Annotated in this window: 13 protein-coding genes; 2 read left to right on the top strand and 11 right to left on the bottom strand. The window is 34.5% G+C overall.

The window, feature by feature from the left end:
* Positions 1 to 6: 6 nt before the first annotated feature.
* The 3 genes from ABJI11_RS04435 to uvrC all read right to left on the bottom strand — a co-directional run bounded on the left by ABJI11_RS04435 (position 7) and on the right by uvrC (position 5,205).
* The gene (locus ABJI11_RS04435) at positions 7 to 786 is read right to left on the bottom strand and encodes a DUF3108 domain-containing protein (RefSeq protein WP_348349791.1); all 780 of its coding nucleotides are present in this window, start codon (positions 784 to 786) and stop codon (positions 7 to 9) included.
* Between the two features lie 356 nt (positions 787 to 1,142).
* A complete protein-coding gene (locus ABJI11_RS04440; RefSeq protein WP_348349793.1) occupies positions 1,143 to 3,434 on the bottom strand; it encodes a patatin-like phospholipase family protein in 2,292 nt (763 codons plus the stop codon).
* The gene (gene uvrC, locus ABJI11_RS04445) at positions 3,412 to 5,205 is read right to left on the bottom strand and encodes an excinuclease ABC subunit UvrC (RefSeq protein WP_348349795.1); all 1,794 of its coding nucleotides are present in this window, start codon (positions 5,203 to 5,205) and stop codon (positions 3,412 to 3,414) included. Before uvrC ends, ABJI11_RS04440 begins: the two co-directional genes overlap by 23 nt.
* A gap of 490 nt (positions 5,206 to 5,695) precedes the next feature.
* On the opposite strand from uvrC, the gene ABJI11_RS04450 reads away from it, so the two are divergent.
* Entirely contained in the window at positions 5,696 to 6,265 is a 570-nt protein-coding gene (locus ABJI11_RS04450; protein ID WP_348349797.1) for a 5-formyltetrahydrofolate cyclo-ligase, read from the top strand.
* On the opposite strand, the gene ABJI11_RS04455 is transcribed toward ABJI11_RS04450, so the two are convergent.
* The 4 genes from ABJI11_RS04455 to ileS all read right to left on the bottom strand — a co-directional run bounded on the left by ABJI11_RS04455 (position 6,262) and on the right by ileS (position 11,394).
* On the bottom strand, positions 6,262 to 6,915 hold the full coding sequence (locus ABJI11_RS04455) for a lipoprotein signal peptidase (protein WP_348349799.1): 654 nt from the start codon (positions 6,913 to 6,915) through the stop codon (positions 6,262 to 6,264). The genes ABJI11_RS04450 and ABJI11_RS04455 overlap by 4 nt on opposite strands.
* Positions 6,916 to 6,948: 33 nt before the next feature.
* Positions 6,949 to 7,545, bottom strand: a complete 597-nt coding sequence (locus ABJI11_RS04460; protein ID WP_348349801.1) for a DUF4097 family beta strand repeat-containing protein — start codon at positions 7,543 to 7,545, stop codon at positions 6,949 to 6,951.
* A 63-nt stretch (positions 7,546 to 7,608) separates the two neighbouring features.
* A complete protein-coding gene (locus ABJI11_RS04465; protein WP_348349803.1) occupies positions 7,609 to 7,992 on the bottom strand; it encodes a TraR/DksA C4-type zinc finger protein in 384 nt (127 codons plus the stop codon).
* A gap of 3 nt (positions 7,993 to 7,995) precedes the next feature.
* On the bottom strand, positions 7,996 to 11,394 hold the full coding sequence (gene ileS, locus ABJI11_RS04470; RefSeq protein WP_348349805.1) for an isoleucine--tRNA ligase: 3,399 nt from the start codon (positions 11,392 to 11,394) through the stop codon (positions 7,996 to 7,998).
* A 188-nt stretch (positions 11,395 to 11,582) separates the two neighbouring features.
* Here ileS and ABJI11_RS04475 point away from each other — a divergent pair, with 188 nt between their 5' ends.
* Entirely contained in the window at positions 11,583 to 12,032 is a 450-nt protein-coding gene (locus tag ABJI11_RS04475) for a hypothetical protein (RefSeq protein ID WP_348349807.1), read from the top strand.
* 53 nt (positions 12,033 to 12,085) lie between these two features.
* Here ABJI11_RS04475 and ABJI11_RS04480 read toward each other — a convergent pair whose 3' ends face one another.
* The 4 genes from ABJI11_RS04480 to ABJI11_RS04495 all read right to left on the bottom strand — a co-directional run bounded on the left by ABJI11_RS04480 (position 12,086) and on the right by ABJI11_RS04495 (position 18,001).
* Positions 12,086 to 14,497, bottom strand: coding sequence for a TonB-dependent receptor (locus ABJI11_RS04480; RefSeq protein WP_348349809.1), 2,412 nt, complete (start codon positions 14,495 to 14,497; stop codon positions 12,086 to 12,088).
* The gene (recO, locus tag ABJI11_RS04485) at positions 14,490 to 15,218 is read right to left on the bottom strand and encodes a DNA repair protein RecO (protein ID WP_348349811.1); all 729 of its coding nucleotides are present in this window, start codon (positions 15,216 to 15,218) and stop codon (positions 14,490 to 14,492) included. The genes ABJI11_RS04480 and recO overlap by 8 nt, the downstream gene beginning before the upstream one ends.
* 124 nt (positions 15,219 to 15,342) lie before the next feature.
* Entirely contained in the window at positions 15,343 to 16,686 is a 1,344-nt protein-coding gene (gene gdhA / locus ABJI11_RS04490; protein ID WP_348349813.1) for an NADP-specific glutamate dehydrogenase, read from the bottom strand.
* A gap of 160 nt (positions 16,687 to 16,846) precedes the next feature.
* Entirely contained in the window at positions 16,847 to 18,001 is a 1,155-nt protein-coding gene (locus ABJI11_RS04495; RefSeq protein ID WP_348349815.1) for a cystathionine gamma-synthase, read from the bottom strand.
* Positions 18,002 to 18,097: the final 96 nt, after the last annotated feature.

The raw sequence follows: 18,097 nt of genomic DNA on the forward strand, positions 1-18,097 counted from the left end.
TAGGGTCTAGTCCATTATAATTTTAAACTGATGCTTAAGACCATTATACCCATCAATATCTGCTTTTATAGCACCTACGGCTAAATCTGCTTTAATTCTAATAGGAATTCTATTATCATCGTTAGAAACCCATAATGATAAGCTTTCTTTCTCTTTAAATACACGCCCTGATTGTACCAAAGGCCTAAATTTTAAGCATTCTACCTTACCATATTTTGTATTCAAAACTTCTAAACCTAAATACTTTAGTTTAAAGTTAAAAATACCGTCGTCGTCATAAAGCATTTTCAGGGTAATCGCTTTTCCTACTTCAAGGTCTTCCGTTTTATAGTTGTTCCTTAAAAAATAAAAAGCGGATATTAAATCCTGTATATTGTTCTCTAATGTAAAATTAAGCTTTTTCTTGTTTTTCTTATCATTAAGTTCTGCATTAGACGCATTATGATCAAAGTTTATTTCAACATCTTTGGTATAACCACCTTCATCAATTTTACGCACAAACCTATAGGGCTTACCATCTTGCTTATCAAAATAGCTTTCATATGTATCATCTACTTTAAAAAACCAACTGGCCACGCCAGTAGTTTCTCCATGCCCCACAACATGATAAACAGACTTATCATTTATAGTAGCCGACTTTACCTGCAGGGTCGCATAACTTGCATTCAAGAACCCATAATGCATTCTAAACTTTAACCATTCTCCTGTCTTAAAGGCAGATTGAGAACTTTGACCTTGGACACCAAAACATGTTAAGATAAGAGTAAGTAAAAAGATTTTTTTCATAGTCCGTAGTTTAATGTAAAAATAGTAATAGATAGTTCTCTATGACTTTCATTACAATATCTTAAACAAAATTTATTCCAAAGTATTGTTGTATAAAAAAAGCCCAGCTTAAAAACTGGGCTTTTCCTAAATAACCAACCAAACTTTAAATTATGAAAAACCACTACTTAAAGTTGTAAGGGAACCACCCCTTAGCTGATGTAAATTTAAGGCACATTATTCTACCCGCACTACTGTTTAACTTACTTTAAGGATAACCTTAACAGTTATTCACACTTCATATTAATAATTGGGAAACTATTAAGAATTATAGGCTAATTACAACTCCCTACCTCAATAATTTAGAGCTAGAAAAATTAAAACCAATAACCAATGCTTACGAAGAATTGAGAGTTATCTAGTTCTGGCGTCCAAGAGTACATGAGGTTCACCGGGCCCAAAAAGGATTCTAAGCCATACCCTACTCCATAACCTGAATAAGTAGGTGCTTTAAACCAATCTCCCGTTCTAAAAAGATCATCGTCTACATTAGCAAAGTTTGCACTGAACAGCATATGATTCTTTTCCGCAAATTCAAAATCTAACCTAGCATATGCTTTTACAAAACTGTTACCTGGCAGACTAATAAAGTCGTACCCAACGAACGGTACAAAATTATTTATGAAGTCAGTACCGTAACCGCCAAGAAGAAAATCAAACGAAGTTACATTTGAAGTCCCTAATTTAAAACCGCCTTCTGTTTCTATATTTACAGATAGCTTATTGATTATTGGCATTGCCAAACCGATACGAGCTTTAGACACTGAAAAATCTTTGAAATTATTATTAAAGTCTGATGAAAGCACATAATAATGCATATCACCATTAAAATATAATCCTCTTGATGGAAAATATTTATCATCATAGGTATCTAATTTTAACGACCCAAATGCGCTAATGAAATTACTTCGCTCAAAATAAGTTCTGCCGTTGCTAGATGTTGTGCCGGGCGTAATAACATCTGGAGTGTCACCAAATGTTCTTGTACTATATTGTAAATGTTTGAACTCACCACCAAGGGTGAATGCAAACTCTTCTTTAACTACCGTTTGTATATATAATTGATTTGTAAAGTCAGATACATTTAAATTAATTCTATTGATCGCCGTTCCTGTACCAACTTCAAAATTACCCTCTATTAATTCAAAATCAATTTCTTGGTCAAAATCATTAAATCTTGAATTGATACCAAAACTCCAATAAGTACCCTTATCCAAGTAGTATTCGAAATTATATCTGATATTATCACCTAATATAAAATCAAAAGAAGCTACATCATCTTTTGACAAAATTCTCTTCTTTGTAATATTTATAAGTGCAGCACTTTTATACAAATCATCAAAATGAGCACCTAATCGTAAAAAAGACGTGTTTTTAGTTTCATCAAGTGGAAGAATTAAGTCTTCACCACCATTCATATTATCTAACAACTTATATTTAATAGTTCTAAAATTACCCGTTGCAGATAAATTACTAATACCCTGCTGAAGCCTTACAAAGTTGGTAGGTTCATCTAGACTGAATCTCAACTTACCTTTCACATAACCTCTCGTATGATTGGTATTACCATCTATTAACAACCTATTAATTGTTAATTTATCATCTGCCCCTATAATAGAAATTGAATTTTCACTTTTTCTATAATCAGTAGCCAATTCTTTAAGTTCTTCCTTTTTTAAAATGGCAGCATCCTCACCTGTTTTAATGATTTCTTCTAGTCTATTAAAATCTATTACCGAGTATTCCTCTATGTGCGGTTTTATATAGATATCCGTCTTTTTAGACTTCACTTCCATATCTGCGACGGTTCTATAATTATTGATCTGCAATAAAATTTCTGTAGCTGACAACAATGCATCTCGATCAGACAAATCATGCTGTACATCTACACCGATAATAATGTCAGCCCCCATTGCTCTAACTTCGTCTATTGGGTAATTATTGACTACACCCCCGTCTATTAGAACTCTATCATTAATAACTGTAGGTTCAAATAATGACGGTAAGGTTCCACTGGCTAAAATAGCCTCTGGCAAGTACCCTGAATTTAAGATTACCTGTTTACCGGTCTCTATATCAGTTGCAATACATACAAATGGGGTAGGCAGCTTATTAAAATCATTAATATCTTTTACATGGTACAAGAGCCTAACAAATTCATTATAAATATTCTGACCTCCAGAAATTGCAGGAGGCACCGTTACCTTAAAATTCTTAAAAGGTAATGTTAATGCATATCGTTCAGAATCTTCTTTTTCATAAAAGGTTTTAGCACTTCTTGGTAAATTATCTTGAATTAATGACCCTATATTGGTTACTTTAAATAGAGAATCTAGCTCATTGGCAGTGTAACCCGCAGCATACAGCGCACCTACTATTGCCCCCATACTTGAGCCACCAATATAATCGATTTTAACACCTGCTTCTTCAATTACTTTTAACGCACCAATATGTGCCATGCCCTTTGCACCGCCACCGCTCAACACTAAGCCAATTTTAGGTTTATTTTGTTCACCTTTATTTTGAGCAATCAAAGAACCGGCACTCACTAAAAGCGCCGCTAATACCATTGGTATTTTTTTGAAATTATTCTTTACGAAAAGATTCATATATCTTTTTTGCTTTTGAAGCTCCCACTTCTTGACTTAAACTTTCTATCGAAGCTTCTTTAATACGTTTTACCGATTTAAATTTCTTCAATAATTGTTGTGCCGTTTTTTCACCAATACCATCAATACCTTCTAATTCAGAATTAATTGCTCCTTTACTTCTTTTATTTCTATGAAATGTAATCCCAAACCTATGGGCTTCATTCCGTAAATATTGAATTATTTTAAGACTTTCAGATTTTTTGTCCAAATATAAAGGTATAGGGTCTTCTGGAAAGTATATTTCCTCTAACCTCTTTGCTATACCTACAATGGCAATTTTACCTCTCAATCCTAAAAGATCCAAACTTTTTAAAGCCGATGACAATTGACCTTTACCTCCATCAATAACAATTAACTGCGGTAATGGCCGTAGTTCTTCTTGCAATCTTTTATACCTACGATACACCACTTCTTCCATTGACGCAAAATCATCTGGACCGGTAACCGTCTTTATATTATAATGTCTATACTCTTTTTTTGAAGGCTTACCATCTCTAAATACTACACATGCCGCTACAGGATTACTACCCTGTATATTACTGTTATCAAAACACTCAATATGTCTAGGTTCGGCAGATAAACGAATATCTTTTTTCATTTGCGCCATTATCCTATTTGTATGGCGATCTGGATCAATAATCTTAATTTGATTAAAACGTTCTTGCCTAAAGAACTTAGCATTTCGTTCAGACAAATCAAGAATTCTCTTTTTATCCCCCAACTTAGGCACCGTAACTTTCAAGCCTGGTGATACGGCAATATTAAAAGGTACATAAAGTTCTTTTGAATCCGACTTAAACCTATCTCTAATTTCCACAATAGCAAGCTCAAGCAAATCTTCATCTTTCTCTTCAAGTTTTTTCTTGATCTCCATAGTATGAGACCTTATAATTGAACCATGTGCCAACTGAAGAAAATTTACATAGGCAAAAGCATTATCAGATATTATGCTGAACACATCAACATTACTGATCTTAGGGTTTACAATAGTTGATTTAACCTGGTAATTCTCTAAAACATCTATCTTATCCTTTATTTCTTGGGCTTCTTCAAACTTCATTTCTTCTGCCAATGCTTTCATTTGACTTTTGAAATAAGTAATCGAAGACTTGAAATTACCCTTTACAATTTCACGTATGTCATCTATTTGCCTATCATATTCCGTTATAGATTGATAACCCTCACAAGGTCCTTTACAATTACCTAAATGATATTCTAAACAAACTTTATATTTACCCGCATTAATTTTCTCTGCAGACAAATCATAATTACAGGTTCTCAACGGGTAAACACTCTTAATTAAATCTAACAGCACACGTACCGTTTTCATACTGGTGTATGGACCAAAATATTCTGACCCATCTTTAATCACCCTTCTCGTAGGAAACAATCTTGGAAACCTTTCATTCTTTAAGCATAACCAAGGATAAGATTTATCATCCTTTAATAATACGTTATACCGAGGCCTTAATTCCTTTATCAAGTTATTTTCTAACAAAAGAGCATCTGACTCCGTAGGTACCACTATATGCTGTATATAACGAATCTTTTTAACCAAAACCCGTGTTTTACCATATTCATGATTTTTATTGAAATACGATGAAACACGTTTTTTTAAATTCTTTGCCTTACCTACATATAGTATACCGTCATCACTATCATAAAATTGATACACCCCCGGACTGGTAGGCAATGCGCTTAATTGTATTTTAATGGGAATTTCTGTCATAATTTAATACTACTAAATTAGTCTATTAATGCCATTTTAAAATACGTCAACTTAGTTAAATCTAAAGACAGACTATTTCTAACTAATTATGAATATGATTTTTTTACATGCCTATTATTTATTTTTAAATAATTTAAACATATCATTATTGTGACATCAATAATCTAAAAATATATCCATATAGTTAAAAGATTGATTTTCAGGCAATTAATTGATTACATGATTCGTTATATGAATGAAACTGTTAATTTTTTTATAAAAAAGTGCATTTCAACGACAAAAAAGTGCACTTAAAGGATGTTTTATTAATTATTTTACCTAAATTTAACTCAACAACAACAATTATAGGCTCATTTACAAATTATACATCATGGATAGTTACATCATCACTTTAGGAACTTACCTTATTTTAATGTTATTTTTCAAGGTATTTTTTGCTGTTGCAGGTAAAGAATAAATTGAAATATCATTATGTTAAAATCACTTCACTATGTTGAAGAAAGATTTACGCATAAAATATTCAAGACTACGCAGTTCCCTAACAATCTCTCAAGTATCTTCACAAAGTATTGCAATTGCAAATTCAGTTTTGCAATTACCTATATGGAATAATCTTTATTTCCACATATTTCTTCCTATTGAGCAAAAATCTGAAATAGACACAGAAGGTATTATTTCAATATTACTCGGTTTAGACAAAAATGTAATTATACCTAAAATAATTTCAGATACATCACTAGAACATTATCTTCTTACCGACAACACTAAATTCACTACCAATAGTTTAAACATTCCTGAACCTGTAGATGGTATTACTATAGAAGCTAAAAAATTAGATGTTGTTTTTATTCCTCTTTTAGCTTTTGACAAGCAAGGAAACAGAATAGGATATGGAAAAGGTTACTATGACCGTTTTCTTAGTGAATGCAAAGAAGATGTTATAAAAATTGGCCTATCATTTTTTGAAGCCGAAAGTAACATAGAAGATGTAGACACTACAGATATTCCCTTAGACTACTGTATTACCCCCAATAAGGTTTATTCCTTCAAAACCACTTAATCCTTTAAAGTCTCAGTTTCTTCAGTTGACAACTCCTCTTCTTTATTAAAAGCTCTTTTGTTAAAAACCAATAAGATACCAACACCTGTACTTATTGCCGTGTCCGCAATATTAAAAACAGGTTCAAAGAATCTAAAGTTTTGGCCGCCCACCATAGGCATCCAAGTTGGCCAAGTAGAATCTACCATAGGAAAGTATAACATATCTACTACTTTACCATAAAACAATTTACCGTAAGGTTCGTCAGAAAACAGCGTTGCTACTTCATTATAACTTTCATTGAAAATAGCACCGTAGAAAACCGAGTCTAAAATATTACCCAATGCTCCTGCAAAAATTAAAGAAACCGCCCATATTAAAGTATTTGATGCTTTCTTTTTAATGACATCAACAAGCCAATATCCTATACCAAAAATGGCAAATAATCTAAATACAGTCAATACCAGCTTTCCTATATTATCTGAAATAGGTAACACATCACTTAATTTTGCACCCCAAGCTGCACCTTCATTTTCAATAAATAGAATTTTGAACCAGTTAAATATCTCAACTGACTCTCCCAATACAAAATGGGTTTTTATATAAATCTTACTCCATTGATCAATAATCAATATCAACAGAATAAATAGTACAGATTTTTTAATGTTCATGGGCTTTAATCAATGAGCGCAAAAATATAAATATTATTCGGTTTTAGAGAGATCTATATTTCCGGTAACGGTTTGTAGTTTAAAAGATGAATTTCCTGCCGGTATTACATTTGCAGAAACTGTACCGTACTTACTAGCGGCATCAATAGTAGCGGCGGCTGAAAAAACCTTAATATTTCCGCTTTGCGTTTTTATTTTTGCATCGGCAATAACATTATTAAGTACACATGTACCATCTGCTAAAGACACTTGTAATTTATTATACTTACCATCTAAAAGCACCCTGGAATTAGTTCCAAAAATTTCTAAATTCTTATATGAGGGCACCTTTAATCTTAATAAAATAGAAACTACTTTATGGGCACTTAACTTATCATTTGGATTTTTAAAGCTTGGAGCAAAGCCCGCATTTACAAGTAGAGTAGACCCGTTTGTTGAAACCTCCAAATTCAAGTCTTGACTGTATTCGCCTTCCATTTCAGCTTCAACACTGATTTCATTATCATCAGCTGTTTGTAGCTCAACAATAAAGCAATTGGCAGCATCTACCTGAATTAAACTAATATGATCTGCTAATATATTTCTGTACACCTTCTTCTGGGCACTGAGACCAAAAGAAAGTAAAAGCACGAAACATAATAGGCAAACTCTCAAAATAATGGCTATTAAAAAACGCCCCTAAAGGCGTTTAAATTATGATTGCATATTTTTAGCTTCAATGCTTAATGTAGCATGCGGCACAAGTTTTAATCGTTCTTTATTGATCAATTTACCAGTAACACGGCATATACCAAAAGTTTTATTTTCTATACGCAACATGGCATTTTTAAGGTCACGAATAAACTTTTCTTGTCGAATAGCCAATTGAGTGTTCGCCTCTTTGCTCATAGTTTCTGAACCTTCTTCAAAAGCTTTAAAGGTAGGCGACGTATCATCGGTACCATTATTACCATCGTTCATATAAGCACTTTTTAATAGCTCTAAATGGCTTTTCGCCTTTTCAATCTTTTCCTCGATCAACACTTTGAATTCTGCCAAATCGTTGTCAGAATACCTCACTTTTAAATCTTCTGCCATATTTTAATGTTTTTCAATAAACAATTTAGTCTTCACCTCATCAAAAGCAATATCTATGCCTTTTTCTAACTTTTCCACAAAATTTAATTCGGCCGTTAATGTTTCTGCTTTAATATAATCTACATTATTTTCTACAGCAACTTCAACAAAACCATCTTTCAATATTTCAATTACAATTTTATCGGTTACCTCAAAACCAGAATCTTTTCTAATATTCTGAATTCTATTTACCAACTCTCTTGCAACTCCTTCATTTCTCAATTCGTCATTAATAGTTACATCTAAAGCAACGGTTAATTTACCAGAGGTCGCTACCATCCAACCTTCAATATCTTGAGAAGAGATTTCTACATCCTGTAACTGTAAAGTAATACTTTTATTTTCTAATTGGATGGATAATTCGCCATCCTGCTCAATTTTTTGGATATCATTTTGATCAAAACCATTGACAGCTTGAGCAATTTGCTTCATTTCTTTACCAAATTTAGGACCTAAAGTCTTGAAATTAGGTTTAATACGTTTTACCAATATTCCAGAAGCATCATCTAACAACTGAATTTCCTTAACGTTAACTTCAGATTTAATTAATTCTGATACTGCCTCAATTTCTTCTCTATCCTTATTATCAAGCACAGGAATCATGATTTTCTGCAAAGGTTGACGCACTTTTATCTTCTCTTTCTGACGAATAGACAATACTAAAGATGATATTACCTGTGCTTTATGCATCTTCACTTCTAAGCTTTCATCAATAAGTGACTCATCTGCCACAGGGAAATCTGCTAAATGCACACTTTCAAAACCATCCTTTACCGTAGCTTTATTTAAATCTAAATATAAACGATCCATAAAAAACGGTGCAATAGGCGCTGAAAGTTTAGCCACTACATCTAAACAAGTATAAAGGGTTTGATATGCCGCAATTTTATCTGTAGCATATTCACCTTTCCAGAAACGTCTTCTACACAAACGTACATACCAGTTACTCAGGTTCTCTTGAACGAATTCTGAAATTGCCCTAGCAGCACGTGTTGGTTCATATTCTTCATAAGCTGTATCAACTGTTTTAATCAGTGAATTTAACTCAGAAAGAATCCAACGATCAATCTCTGTACGTTCTGCCATTGTTACATCTGCCTCAGCATACGTAAACTTATCTAAGTTGGCATACAATCCAAAAAATGAATATGTATTATACAAAGTACCAAAGAACTTACGCTTAACCTCTACTATACCTTCTGTATCAAACTTTAAGTTATCCCAAGGGTTGGCATTACTGATCATATACCACCTTGTAGCATCTGCACCATGATCGTTCATTGTTTCAAACGGATCTACGGCATTGCCTAAACGCTTAGACATCTTCTTACCTTCCTTATCTAAAACCAGTCCGTTAGAAACCACATTTTTATATGCAACAGAATCAAAGACCATAGCGGCAATTGCATGCAAGGTATAGAACCAACCACGTGTTTGATCAACCCCTTCCGCTATGAAATCTGCAGGAAACGTTTTTCCCTCATCTATCAATTCTTTATTCTCAAAAGGATAATGCCATTGTGCATATGGCATAGAACCACTGTCAAACCAAACATCAATCAGATCACTTTCACGTTTCATTGGTTTTCCATTAGCGGAAACCAATGTAATTTGATCAACTATATTTTTATGTAAATCTATTTTATCATAGTTCTCGTCAGACATATCATCAACTATGAAGTCTGCATAAATATCTTTTTCTAATACTCCTGCTTCAACAGCCTTAGCCATTTCTGACTTTAGCTCTGCAACAGAACCTATGATAATTTCTTCTTTACCGTCTTCTGTTCTCCAGATCGGTAAAGGAATACCCCAATAACGCGATCTAGAAAGATTCCAATCATTAGCGTTTGCCAACCAATTACCAAATCTACCTTCACCAGTTGCTTTTGGCTTCCAGTTAATGGTTTGGTTCAATTCAAACATTTTATCCTTTACATCGGTCACTTTAATGAACCAAGAATCTAACGGATAATATAGTATTGGCTTATCTGTACGCCAACAGTTTGGATAACTGTGTACATACTTCTCTACCTTAAAAGCTTTATTTTCTTCTTTTAACTTAATAGCGATTTCAACGTCTATAGAACGTTCTGGCGCTTCGCCATCATCATAATATTCATTCTTAACATACTTGCCACCAAGCTCTTTTAACTCTGGCCTGAACTTTCCTTGCAAATCAACTAGAGGAACCAAGTTTGCATTTTCATCTAACACCAACATTGGCGGAATTTCAGGAACTGCTTGCTTAGCTACAAAAGCATCATCTGCACCAAAAGTAGGCGCGGTATGAACAATACCCGTACCATCCTCAGTTGTCACAAAATCACCAGCAATTATTCTGAAAGCGTTTTCCGCATTTTCATAAGGAAGCACGTAATCTAACAACTGCTCATACCTAATTCCTAACAAATCTTTCCCTTTAAATTCTTTTACAACATAGAAAGGTATTTTTTTATCGCCCGACTTGTATTCCAACAAGTCTGACTTCTCTGAGACCTCTGTGAACTTGCCTGAGAACTGTTTGCCTACCAAATTCTTGGCAAGCACTACGTTCATAGGCTCAAAAGTATACTGATTATAAGATTCAACTAGCACATAGTCTATTTTAGACCCTACGGTCAATGCCGTATTCGATGGCAATGTCCAAGGCGTAGTCGTCCAAGCTAAAAAATAAACAGTACCTTCATTCTGTAAGAAATCTGGTAATGTTTCTTCAACCGCTTTAAACTGAGCCGTTACCGTAGTGTCGGTAACATCTTGGTATGTACCTGGCTGATTAAGCTCATGAGAACTTAACCCTGTACCTGCTTTAGGTGAATATGGCTGTATGGTATACCCTTTGTAAATTAAATCTTTAGAATAGATTTGTTTTAGCAACCACCATACGGTCTCCATGTATTTGGATTTGTATGTGATGTATGGATCTTCCATATCTACCCAATACCCAACTTGCTCGGTCATTGAATTCCAAACATCAGTATATCTCATTACCGCTTTTTTACAAGCAGCATTATATTCTTCAACCGAAATTTTAACACCAATATCTTCTTTGGTAATACCCAATTCTTTTTCTACACCCAATTCAATAGGAAGACCATGCGTATCCCAACCAGCTTTACGCTTTACTTGAAAACCCTTCATGGTTTTATATCTTGGAAAGATATCTTTAATGGTTCTAGCCATTACATGATGAATACCCGGCATACCGTTTGCCGATGGCGGACCTTCATAGAACACATAACTATCTTTACCCTCACGAGTAGATATACTTTTTTCAAAAATGGCATTCTTTGACCAGTAGTCAAGTATTTCTTCTGCGACCTTTGGTAAATTCAATCCTTGATATTCTGTGAACTTCATACGAAATGCTTATGGTACTGGGTTTAAAAGGCTGCAAAATTATAAAATTTTGATCAAAAAGGAGCGTATTGAACATACTGAAATACCTATAAATCATGTAATAATGACTTTTTTAATATTATAAACATCCAAAAGTTAAATTTCTACGTATATTATCACGAACAATTAACCATTATAAGTTTATACAAATGAAAAAAGTAATTTTAGGATCATTAGCAATTTTAGCTCTTAGTATGTCTGTTTCATGTAGAGATGCAGCTGACAAAGCAAAATCTGCAACAGAAGAAGCAGGTGCTGCTTTAGAAAATGCTGGGGACGATTTAAAAGAAGCTGGCGAAGGAGCTATGGATGCTGCTAAGGAAGCTGGTCAAGAAGGTATGGATGCTGCAAAAGAAGCTGGCGAAGAAGCAATGGATGCTGCTGGTGATGCCGCAGATTCAGTTAAAGAAGCCGGTCAAGAAGGTATGGATGCTGCTAAAAAAGCAGGTGAAGATACTATGGATGCCGCTAAAAAAGCAGGTCAAGATGGAATGGACGCTGCAAAAGAAGCAGGTAATGACGTAAAAGATGCTGCTAATAGTGCGGCTGACAAAGCAGCTAAAAAAGCTGAAGATGTAAAAAATGCGGTTAAACACTAACAATAACCTTTTTTATAATTTTAAAAGACCCGTTAATAGCGGGTCTTTTTTATTTAAAAATAATATCCCACACCAAGAATAATATTTAAACCTGGGGCAACTATACCAGAAGAATATGTTCTATACCGCTGATCCGTTAAATTTTCCAAACTGGTAGTGACTTTAAGATTATTGGTAACATCATATTGCGAACGAAAGTTTAAAGTATACCAAGATGGAGAAAACGGATTACCGTTTTCATCTACTGCGTAAATATACTCTTTAGCCTGTTCTGATACCGCCAAATCTTCGTTTGCTATCTCTCCGTTATAATTCAAGAATACATCTGTTCGTAACCGCTGGTTTTTCCACACTACATGAAAATCTCCAAATGTTGGTGCTGCATGACGTGCAGGAGTGTCAGACCCATCATCTTCCTCTTCTACGCCCTCTGTCAATGTTAAGTTAGATGATAACGACCATTGCTCGGTCAGATAAGCTTCTAACCCAAATTCAAAACCATAGACATAGGCTTTAGCCGCATTTTGAATTGCCTGTACGTTACTTAATTCGCCACCATATTCAATTTCAGAAATGCCATTATAACTAAAATCTCTTCTCACCAAAGCATCTACCAAATAAGTGTAATACGCCGTTCCTTTTAATATAATCTTATCATTCATATTACGCTGAACACCTATTTCGGCATTATACGCATATTCAGGCTCTAAATCAGGATTTGGCACCACTACCGATCCAGGTTCCGAATCAAATATCTTACCCACATCATCAATATTAGGCGCTCTAAAACCCGTAGAACCATTTAAGGTAACTTGAAGATTTGCCCTTGGAAACCAACTAAAGCCCAAACTACCCGTTAATGCACCTGTACTTAAATCTGCTGTTTCAAAAGGAAAATCATAAAAAGTGTCATCAAATACCGCATCGACCCAGACATGACTATACCGCAACCCAGACATAATCGTAAAATTAGGTTTTGCCTTATATTCCACGTTTGCATAACCTGCCAAACTCTGCCATGAGGAATCGTCTGGATAGCGCGATGCAGCCGCAGTTCTTTCATTAGTATTGATATTTAAATCAAATCCGGTCGATCCAACCTTATTATAAATAAACTCACTACCATAATAAAGCTTGAAATCACCTATTTTTTTATTCTCGAAATCAACAGTGAAATTTACCGCATCTACTTTTTCTTTAGTCGTATTTCTTACTTCATCTTGAAAATCTCTATTAATTCTACTTTCTTCAAAATGTTGATATGCTAAACCTAATTTTAAACCATCATATACCTTTCCATTTCCTTTTCTCTGTACTTGGGCATTTCCCATAAACCATTTTTGAGGACCATAATACCATTCTGCCGAACGCAAGCCTAAACCATCACTTGCTGGTCTTATCAACCTATCATATCTAGAATAGTCTGAAGTTTCGGTATAGTATGCCCCCAAGTTTACATCCCATTTCGCATTAGGCTTGTACAGGAATTTTTGCATAAAATTAAATTGGTCATACCCTGTTGGCACTTGTTTTTTGGGAGAACCATTTTCAACCAATTCATCAACACCATTAGTAGTTTGTACGTAAGTATTTCTTAAATAAGAATCTGGACCATGTGAACCCATTCTTAAATCTTGAAAATTATTATAGGTAATACTCGTTAGTGACGACCATGTTTTTTTTCCAAGATTAATATCTGCATGAAGCGTATTTTCCATGTTTGCGGATGCAAACCTATAATTTGCATTACCGCGCACCAAGAGACTATCATTCTCAGATAACATAGGTTTTTTCGTGTAGAAATTCATTACCCCTCCAATAGCATCGCTTCCATATATGACTGAACCCGGACCGAAAATGACCTCAGTATTCTTCACAGTAAATGGATCAATAGAAATTACGTTTTGTACGTTACCTCCCCTAAATATGGCATTGTTCATTCTTACCCCATCTACAGATAACAACAACCTATTAGTAGCAAAACCACGTATCATTGGACTACCGCCACCCATCTGACTTTTTTGCACAAACACTTTTCCACTATTTTGAAGTAAATCTGCAGAGGTTTGAGGTGTAGAAAAGGCTATAGACCTAGCATCTAAAGAAATTATTCTATTTGGGATATCCCTCTTTTGCTGTTCCCATTTAGAAACAGACATAACAACTTCATCTAACTGTTGAGCCTTCATTATCAAGTAAGCTCTTTGACCTTGCCTTTGCAGCTGTAATTTTGTGGTTTTAAACTCTTGATACCCTAAATGTTTTAGGGTAATGCGCTCTTTAGACATAAATACCGAAGCATCAAAAACCCCATCGAAGTTTGACAATGCAACTTTGGATTTGTCTTTATTATATACGGCAACATTGGAAATCTCCTCTCCACTATCGGCATCTAAAACTATTATCTCTTGAGCATTGCCAAGAAAACAAAATAAAAATAGTGCTACAAAAAAATATTTATACATATGTATTGAAAACTTCATTTAAAACGGCAAGCGACTTTGGTTTCCTAAACCCCTGTAAATGCAATTCAAAATAAAGTATTAGGGATTTTAGTAATTCTTGGCGATTGGTTTTTTTCATTTTTACAGTATGCATTGCATCAAATTTTGTGCCTAATAGGGTCTTGAAATGATAAATGTTTTCACCTCTCAATATAGGGTTCAATGATTCTACCGCCACAAACTCACCTTCCAATAAATCAAAATAAGGCTTATCTATCTGATATACATCTGGATAAAAACCTAAATACCGTGTCAACGACAACATAAAATAGAGATGAAAATTAGCAACATCTTTATGCATATCCAACCATTGCAATGATGCTTCTAGAAACTGAAACAAATCTTCATTCATTTCTTCTTCACGTATACTATTGCTTAAAAGCTCCGCCAAGAATAAAGTCATGGCGTTTTTTGCCATGTCTGCATATAATGTTTGGTAATGATAAAACACTTTTGCTTCTTTCAGCGTTTCTAAAGTACCCTTATTTTTGTGATTTGCAACAATCTCTAGTTGTGTTAAAGGCTGAAAATAAGCAGGCTTTAATTTCCCTTTTTTTGAAGACAAAACACCACGTAATAGATAAGATTTAATTCCGTCAGATGCAGTAAAGGCTTTTACAATAAGGCTTGTATCACCATACTTTAGTGCAGAAAATACTATAGCCTTTGTGGTTACCTGCATATTATAACATCTGTTTAAACAAAGATAGTTGATTGAAGTTTGGTAACGAAAAGGTATAAAAAAATGCGAGGCTCCGCTACAGAACCTCGCATTATAAATTTATGTGCTTTAGCTAATCTAATTTCTAGATCACACCTTGTGCAAGCATTGCATCTGCAACCTTAACGAAACCAGCAATGTTGGCTCCTTTTACATAATTACAGAAACCATCTTCTTCTTTACCAAATTCAATACAAGAATCATGAATATCTTCCATAATATCTTTTAAACGCTCATCTACCTCTTCACGTGTCCAGCTAATTCTTAATGAATTCTGAGACATTTCCAATCCTGATGTTGCTACACCACCAGCGTTTGAAGCTTTACCTGGTGCAAACAATATTTTTGCGTTGTTGAATTCATGAACCGCATCTGTATTACAAGGCATGTTTGCACCTTCTGCAACACACATACATCCATTTTTCAATAGATTTTTAGCATCTTGTTGGTCCAATTCGTTTTGAGTTGCACATGGTAATGCAATATCACATTTTACCTCCCAAGGTGTTTTCCCTGCATAAAATTCTGCAGAAGGATATTTATCTGCATATTCAGAAATACGTCCTCTTCTATTATTCTTAAGATCCATTACAAAAGCAAGCTTTTCATTATTGATGCCGTCTTTATCGTAGATATAACCACTAGAATCTGAAAGTGTTACCACTTTTGCACCTAATAAAATTGCTTTTTCAGCAGCGTACTGTGCAACGTTACCTGACCCAGAAATCACTACAGTCTTACCATCAAAATTTTCGTTTTTGGTCTTCAGCATACTTTGTGCAAAATATACGGTACCGTAACCTGTTGCTTCTGGTCTAATTTTAGAACCACCCCAAGAAAGACCCTTACCAGTTAATACACCGGTAAACTCATTTCTAATTTTTTTGTACATACCAAAAAGGAAACCTATTTCACGAGCACCAACACCAATATCACCTGCAGGAACATCTGTATTAGGGCCAATATGTCTATTCAATTCTAACATAAAGGCATGGCAAAAACGCATTACCTCATCATCAGATTTACCTTTAGGGTCAAAATCTGAACCACCTTTACCACCACCCATTGGCAATGTTGTAAGACTGTTCTTGAATACTTGCTCAAAAGCTAAGAATTTTAAGATACTTGCATTTACAGTCGGGTGAAAACGCAAACCTCCTTTATATGGCCCAATAGCAGAATTCATTTGAATTCTATAACCACGGTTTACATGAATTTCACCATCGTCATCTACCCAAGCAACTCTAAAAGAAATTAAACGCTCTGGCTCAACCATTCTTAAAAGAATGTTCTTACCGTTATATATGTCTTGACTTGCAATATATGGTATAACTGTTTCTGCAACTTCTTGCACCGCTTGAATGAATTCTGGCTCATGTCCATTTCTGGAAATAACCTCGTCCATAAATGCTTTTATTTTATTCTCCATAAAGCTCTTTAAACTTATTTAAATTATTGATTTCAAAATATAACGTCAAAATTATGCTATTTGTGTAATTTGATTACTTATTTTTTTAAAATTCGATAAAAATTGTTGTTTTGATAACAAACTACCTATAGTTACTACATTTAATTTAGCTTTTAGACCATTATCCTATCGCTTGTTCTATATCTGCAATTAAATCATCAACATCTTCAATACCAACACTTAATCTTATCAATGCATCTACCACGCCACTACTAAGTCGTTCTTCTTTTGGAATACTTGCATGGGTCATACTTGCAGGGTGACCCGCTAGACTTTCTACACCACCTAAAGACTCTGCCAATGTAAATACTTGTAACTTTTCTACAATCTTAATGGCGTCTTCATAACTACCGCCTTTAGGCACAAATGAAATCATACCTCCAAAATCTTTCATCTGCTTTTTTGCTATCAAATGATTGGGATGATCCTCAAAACCGGGCCAGTAAACATTTTCAATTTTAGGATTGTTTTTAAGATACACTGCTATTGCTTTACCATTTTCGCAATGGCGTTGCATGCGTACATGCAGGGTCTTTATTCCCCTTAACACCAAAAAACTGTCCATAGGGCCGCAAACAGCACCGCTGGCATTTTGTATAAAATAGAGTTTATCTGCCAATTCTTTGTCCTTAACTACCAAAGCCCCAACGACTGTATCGCTATGACCACCAAGATATTTAGTAGCGGAATGCATAACAATATCTGCGCCCAATTCTAAAGGTTTTTGCAAATATGGCGTAGCAAATGTATTATCTACCGCTAGCAAAATATCAGAATTCTTAGTTAAGTCAGCTATTGCTTTTATGTCTATTATATTCATCATTGGGTTAGTTGGTGTTTCTACCCAAATCAATTTTGTCTTTGAATTTATTTGATTTCGTACGGCATCTGAACCTTGCATTCCTACAAAATGAAAAACAATACCAAACTTCTCAAAAATCTTTTTAAATATTCTGTACGTACCTCCATAAAGGTCATTGGTTGAAATCACCTCATCTCCTGGCTCCAATAATTTAATGACCGCATCTATTGCCGCAAGACCGCTACCAAAGGCTAAACCATATTCCCCTCCTTCTATACTTGCCAATGAATTTTCTAACGCTGTTCTTGTAGGGTTTGCACTTCTAGAATATTGAAATCCCTTATGACCACCCGGTGTAGTCTGTGCATAAGTAGAGGTCTGATAAATTGGTGGCATAACTGCGCTATAAGCTTCATCTGGTTGCTGACCTCCATGTATGGTTTTGGTATTAAATTTTAAATTTTTAGAAGCCATGTTCAAGTATTTATAACGATCTTGTGAATAAAACGTAGCGTGTAAAAAGACACTAGTTTTTCGGATAAACACAGAGCCGAATTTTTATATTTTGTT

The sequence above is a fragment of the Maribacter sp. genome (assembly GCF_039968975.1).
GTDB lineage: Bacteria > Bacteroidota > Bacteroidia > Flavobacteriales > Flavobacteriaceae > Maribacter.